At 35.3% G+C, this 6,135-nt stretch carries 4 protein-coding genes and 1 pseudogene; 2 read left to right on the top strand and 3 right to left on the bottom strand.

All coding sequences use genetic code 11. The features are described from left to right. Positions 1-314: 314 nt before the first annotated feature. The 3 genes and pseudogenes from K6343_05760 to K6343_05770 form a co-directional block, all read right to left on the bottom strand. Positions 315-641, bottom strand: a complete 327-nt coding sequence (locus K6343_05760; protein ID MEF3245464.1) for a heavy metal-binding domain-containing protein — start codon at positions 639-641, stop codon at positions 315-317. A 59-nt stretch (positions 642-700) separates the two neighbouring features. After that, on the bottom strand, positions 701-1,654 hold the full coding sequence (locus K6343_05765) for a P1 family peptidase (GenBank protein MEF3245465.1): 954 nt from the start codon (positions 1,652-1,654) through the stop codon (positions 701-703). Further along, positions 1,655-3,226, bottom strand: a pseudogene (locus tag K6343_05770) (OPT/YSL family transporter). 140 nt (positions 3,227-3,366) lie between these two features. Between K6343_05770 and K6343_05775 the strand changes: the two are divergent. Both K6343_05775 and ligA read left to right on the top strand, forming a co-directional pair. Then, entirely contained in the window at positions 3,367-4,536 is a 1,170-nt protein-coding gene (locus K6343_05775) for a hypothetical protein (protein ID MEF3245466.1), read from the top strand. A gap of 11 nt (positions 4,537-4,547) precedes the next feature. Then, positions 4,548-6,135, top strand: a 1,588-nt coding sequence (gene ligA, locus K6343_05780) for an NAD-dependent DNA ligase LigA (GenBank protein MEF3245467.1), incomplete at its 3' end; no start/stop codon positions are given.

The following is a 6,135-nucleotide window of genomic DNA, read 5'->3' on the forward strand; positions in this document are numbered from 1 at the left end:
GTTTTCTGTTTGTTATCCTTAGCACTCTTTTTCTTAGTTTCCCTGAATCCTCCTACCTTGTCCCCCTGAATCCTCCTACCCTGTCACCCTATTTCCTATTCCCATGTCACCCTATTTCCTATTCCCATGTCACCCTATTTCCTATTCCCCTGTCATCCTGAGCGGTAGCGAAGGATCTTATATTTAATGGGTAAAAGCAACCTCCTCAAGACTCCCCTGAATCCTAAAAAACATAGACGACTGAGATTCTTCACTTTATTAAAAATGACACCGTGAAGGCAAACAGTGCCTCGTTAGAATGACCCCCTTTACAGTTAGATACCCTCAACTACCACAGCAGTTCCTGAAGCAGAAATTAAAAGTATACCTCCAGAATGCCCTAAAACTTCGTAATCAAGGTCGACGCCAACAATTGCATTTGCGCCAATAGCCCTTGCTCTTTCTTTCATTTCTTCAATTGCTTTTTCTCTTCCTTTTATCAAAATTTCCTCGTATGCACTTGCTCTACCGCCAACAACGTCTCTAACTGCTGCTGCAATGTCTCTAAAAACATTTGTTCCCTCAATTACCTCTCCTGCTACAATCCCAAGGTATTTTACGATTTTTTTTCCTTCAATCGTTGGTGTTGTTGTAATAATCATGTTAACCTCCTTATTTTTTAACATTGATTTTCTTTATTATTTATTTTATACTAAAATTTTTAAATTATCCCCAAATCTTTTGAACTTGGGACACCTAAAACTGTTTCTGCATTCTTAATTGCATTTACTATCGCTTTTTCTAAAACAAGTTGCGAAAGTGTTTCAATGAGTAATATATTATCAAAATCTTTTTCTCCCGTTGATAGAGTAAAAACGGTATCTCCATCAAAAATTGTGTGGGAGGGTATTATTCTCCTTGCAATCCCATCATGTGCGCTTATTGCTATTCTTTTTAGTATGCTTTTTGTAAGCGTAACATTTGTTGCAATAACACCAATTGTTGTGTTTTTAAAAGGATTGGTATTGATTGAAGCATTTTTTAGAAACTCTACTGTATTAATAAAACCACTTTTACCATCATTTAAACTTCCTGCGATAATTTTTCCGTCAAAATCGTAAACATCTCCTAAGGCATTTACCACAACAAGAGCACCAACTACAACATCGTTAACTCTTATACTTTCTGTGCCTAAACCACCTTTCATTGCATAACTCATACCTCTTATTTTTCCTACGGTTGCACCAATACCTGCACCAACATTGCCTGTTTTATCTAATGTATTTTTTGCGTTTATACTTGCTTTGTAACCTGCTTCCACATCGGGATAACTTGGTTTACCTATTTCAAGGTCATAGATGATTGCGCCAGAAACAATTGGGACTCTTTTAACACCAGTATCAAAGCCTGCGTTAATTTCTTCCAAATAACGAGAAACACCCGATGCCCCCTCCAATCCCATAGCACTGCCGCCACCTATGTAAATTGCATTAACTTTTTGAACGAGGTTTTCTGGATTGAGTAAATCAGTTTCCCTTGTTCCTGGAGCACCACCTCTTACATCATAGGAAGCGTATGCCCCATCTTTTGCAAGCACAACTGTGCAACCTGTTAAACTATCTAAATCTTCATAATTTCCTACAAGTATTCCTTTTACATCTGTAATACTTCCCATTTATAACCTCCAAATAAATCTTATTATTGCAACAATTGTTCCTGCAAAACCTTCGCCTCCCAAAAGGCCAGAAGCGACTAATTCTCCGTTAGAGTTTTGTTCTTTTTTAACTTTAATGACCAATGCTTTTATGAGGCTTCCAATAAATGCAGTAGATGAAATTGTAAACGGAAGGTAAATTCCTATGCCAAGAATCATCGAAGGAACATGGAAGAAGTATAAAAATACACCCAAGATAAATCCACAGAAAAATGCTCTTGGATCTTTTAAGCCTTGAATCATTTGGGATACGGCAAATGCCTGTGGTGCAACAAGAAACGAACTTGGCCCAAAGCTCCCGTACGCCTTATAGAGGATAAACAATCCTAAAGTCCCAAAAATACTTCCAACTATCCCCCCAGTAAGTTCAGAGATAAGTTGTGCATTTGGATTCGTTTTTAAAATGTTCCCAGTTTTAAAATCTTGTAGATTATCCCCTGTTATTCCCGTTGCAACCGAGACAACTGCAGCAATTGCAAATAAAGTTAAGTAATCCTTTGATACATATGGAGTAATAAATTTTACAACAAGAAGCACAATAATTCCAAAAATTTCCATTGGCACGATACCAGTTGCCCCATCGATATATGCAGCCATAACAATAGTTATAAGTGTAAGGATAGCAATTAAAGTTGCTGTAATAAAGTTAATATTTAGGAATGCTATTTCTAAAACTAAAACAACTCCTAAAGCAACAATAATAAAAATTTTTGCTATTTTTAAATTTTCAACAGACTTTAAGAATATTTCTTTTGTCTTTGGAAATATATCTTTCAAAACGATAGCAACTCCACCGCCAATGATAAGGCCAATACCAAGATTAACCTTAAAATTTGTAACTTTTTCTAAAGTTGAAAGCCAGTTTGTTAAGAATAAAGGAAATATTAAATTACCAATTACACTTCCAATAAACCAAACCCCCATATATGTAATTCCTATTATATAACCAATTCCTAATGCCATTGGTGATATGAAAAATCCTATACCTAACAGTGTAAGCCCTTTTACAAAAATTACCTGTGGGATAAAAGAAAAACCATCCCTTAGGAAGGTTACGATGGATGAAAAGAGCAAACTTGAGAATACTATCTTTGCCTTCTTTCCACCCTCATCTCCTGCAATTAAGGTGTTTGCCGTTGCAACTCCAATGGGGTAAGGTAAATTAGATTTTTCAATGAAATATGCTCTAATTGCAATTATTCCAATTAAACCTATGACTGTTCCTAAAAGTGCACTTAAAAATACAAACAGAAAGTTAATGTTCTGACTTTTATTGATGATCCAAATGCCAGGTATAGTAAAGGCGATTCCTCCAGCAACCAATGCACCTGCAGACATTCCGGTATGGGCAACATTTATCTCGTTTATATTTGTGTTTTTTAGCCATTTTAAAATGCCCATTGACAGAATTGCAACAAACACCGTTGGCCAAGGAAGTGCCCCCATCCTCAATGCTACGTATAGAGAACTAAGCGATATTACTGCACTTCCAATGCTTGCAGTTATTAATGTTCTTACTCTTAATTCTTTTAAATCTAAGAGCGTTTTCACCTTTTTTCCTTTTGATTTTATTTTACTATAATGATGTCAATTATACAATATATTTGGATAAGTTTCTCAAACAAGAGTTTTCAAATGCTTGACTAAAATGAGTTTTCAAATACAATTGAACTATGAAGAAAAAATTAGAAAAGAAGAAAAGAAAAAATATTAAGCATATCGTTATTGCTTTATTAGTTTCTTTAGTGATAATACTTTCAGGTGCCTTTATCTCTTATAAGTTGCTTACGCTTAAAGAATCAATTTTAACAGAAACCCATGTGAAATCACTTTCAGAAAATCCTACGTGTGCAATATCTGTTGGTGATAACCTGCTTATAGGTAATGCCCAAGGATACGTTGCTCTTTTTTCGCCAACTGGTGAATCTAAATTTATTAAAAAAATTGATGAAAAAGTTTTTGGTATTGTGCACAATAAGAGTAATAACTCCTTTATAGTTGCCTGCACCTCATACCATGTTCTTGATGAAAACTTTAAAGAACTTTGTAAAATTGGTTTTGAAAACTTTATTCCCAAAGACCCTTATGTAGCATTTTTAGAAAATGGTGATATGATGTTTGTTTTTCAATCTTTGAAAGACCTCTCGTATCAAATTGTAAGAGTTAATAGTGCTTGCAAAGTTGTTTCCAAAAATGTCATTCCCGACATGGGTCAAAACTCTTCACTTGCCATTAATTCTTCGGGTAATGTGGCTTTAGCGCTTGAAAACGGTGATCTATATATACTTAGTGGTGATAAAATTCTTAAGCAAGATCATACAACGCTTAAAAATTCGATGTCATCTTATGTTAATTCAATCTTTGTTAATTTCTTAAATGGTGGTAATATAGTTTCTGGTTATAGAAATCTTGTAGTCGATCCAACTGCAAAAGAAAAGTTGTCTTTAAAGGTAGTCTTTTTTAGTAATCAACTTGTAAAGCAAAACACAGTTGAGTTTAGCTCATCTATAAATAATATTTTACCATTGCAAAACAAGATTGTCTTTTCAACTTCTTCGGGTTTTTATTTTTATAACTCTAACGGGGAGTTGTTGAATTCTATTCCTAAAATTGATAATATCCCCTATGCATATTTTGAGAATTCTTTAACTCAACTTTTTTTGTATAAGGGAGAGAACAATGACAAAAACTATTATCAGTTGATATTAAAGGAGAACAACGGAAAAGAAATTGGCCGTTTTGTAAAAATCTTTAATATCGATAATCCTATATTTGTGCTTTCTCAGAATTCTAAATCATTTTATGTCATCGAGGGAACAGAAATTACATTAATTCAAAAATAAGGAGGATAACGATGGAAATTGATGTGTCTCGTCTCAATAAGGAGGAGGCACAAAAACGACTGAAGGAGTTGAGAAATCTTATCAACTATCATAACTACCGCTATAATGTGCTTGATTCTCCAGAAATTACAGATAGAGAATATGATATGCTTTTTCAAGAATTGCTTGCAATTGAAAAAAGATTCCCTGATTTAATTACTCCCGATTCTCCTTCTCAAAAAGTTGGTGCACCTCCTCTTAAAGAGTTTAGTGAAATAATACATGAAGTCCCAATGCTTTCTCTTAGTAATGCCTTTGATGAAAACGATTTAAAAGAATTTGACAAAAGGGTAAAAAGAGACGCTCAAGTAGACGAAGTTGAGTATGAAACGGAACTTAAAATGGATGGTCTTGCAATCTCAATCCGTTATGAAAACGGTATTCTTGTAAGTGGTGCAACAAGGGGTGACGGTATCCGAGGCGAAGATGTAACCCCCAATGTTAAAACTGTAAGGGGTGTTCCTCTAAGGTTAATGGTTGATAATCCTCCGCCACTCATTGAAGTGCGTGGTGAGGTGATTATGTTCAAAAAAGACTTCGAAAAGCTAAACAAAGAACGTATTGAAGATGGGCTTCCTCCTTTTGCCAATGCAAGGAATGCTGCTGCTGGCTCCATAAGACAGCTTGATTCAACGATAACTGCGCAAAGAAAACTCCATATGATAGCTTATGGTGTTGGTGCTATTTCAGGTATTGACTTTAAAACCCAGTTTGAAATGTTACAGTATCTCAATAAGATTGGTTTTAGGGTCAGTCCCGAGACGAAAGTTTTTAGTAATATTGAAAGCCTCATAAAAGAGTGTAAAAGGCTTACCTCAATTAGAAATAGTCTTCCTTTTGGAGCAGACGGAGTTGTAGTAAAGGTAAATGATATGAATCTTCAAAAGCGTTTAGGTGCAACATCCCATGAACCGAGATGGGCAATTGCTTTTAAATTTCCTGCAGAAGAAGCAGAAACTGTAGTTAGGGATATCATCTTTAGCGTAGGAAGAACAGGTGTGATTACCCCGGTTGCCATTTTTGATCCTGTTGAAATCGATGGCTCAATGGTAGGTAGGGCATCCCTCCACAATGAGGATATTGCAAAAGCACTTGATGTTGGAGTTGGCGACCACGTAATAGTTCATAAGGCTGGTTCTGTTATACCTGAGGTTGTAAGGGTTGTTAAAGAAAAAAGATCTGGTAAAGAAGTTCCTTTTAAAATGGTTGATCGTTGCCCTGTTTGTGGAAGTAAAGTTGTTAGGGCTGAGGGTTTTGCTGCAACCGTCTGTATTAACGTTCGCTGTCCTGCACAGGTGAAAGAAAGAATTATACATTTTGTTTCAAGAGATGCCATGGATATAGAGTCTCTTGGTGAAAAATTGATTGCTGCCTTAGTGGAAAAAGGTTTGATTTCAGATTATGCCGACCTCTACTATTTAAAAAATGAAGACCTAATGAAACTTGAAAGAATGGGAGATGTGCTTGCTTCAAAAATTTTAAGAAATATTGAAGAAAGTAAATCAAGGCCTTTACCTAATTTAATTAATGCCCTGGGAATAGCAAATGTAGGTAAAAGAA

The organism is Caldisericaceae bacterium, from assembly GCA_036574215.1.
In the GTDB taxonomy this organism is placed as follows: domain Bacteria; phylum Caldisericota; class Caldisericia; order Caldisericales; family Caldisericaceae; genus Caldisericum.

What these genes read in the sequence shown, in the direction of transcription:
- K6343_05760 (MEF3245464.1), bottom strand. Translation starts at nt 641, where the DNA reads ATGATTATTACAACAACACCAACGATTGAAGGAAAAAAAATCGTAAAA.
- K6343_05765 (MEF3245465.1), bottom strand. Translation starts at nt 1,654, where the DNA reads ATGGGAAGTATTACAGATGTAAAAGGAATACTTGTAGGAAATTATGAA.
- K6343_05775 (MEF3245466.1), top strand. Translation starts at nt 3,367, where the DNA reads ATGAAGAAAAAATTAGAAAAGAAGAAAAGAAAAAATATTAAGCATATC.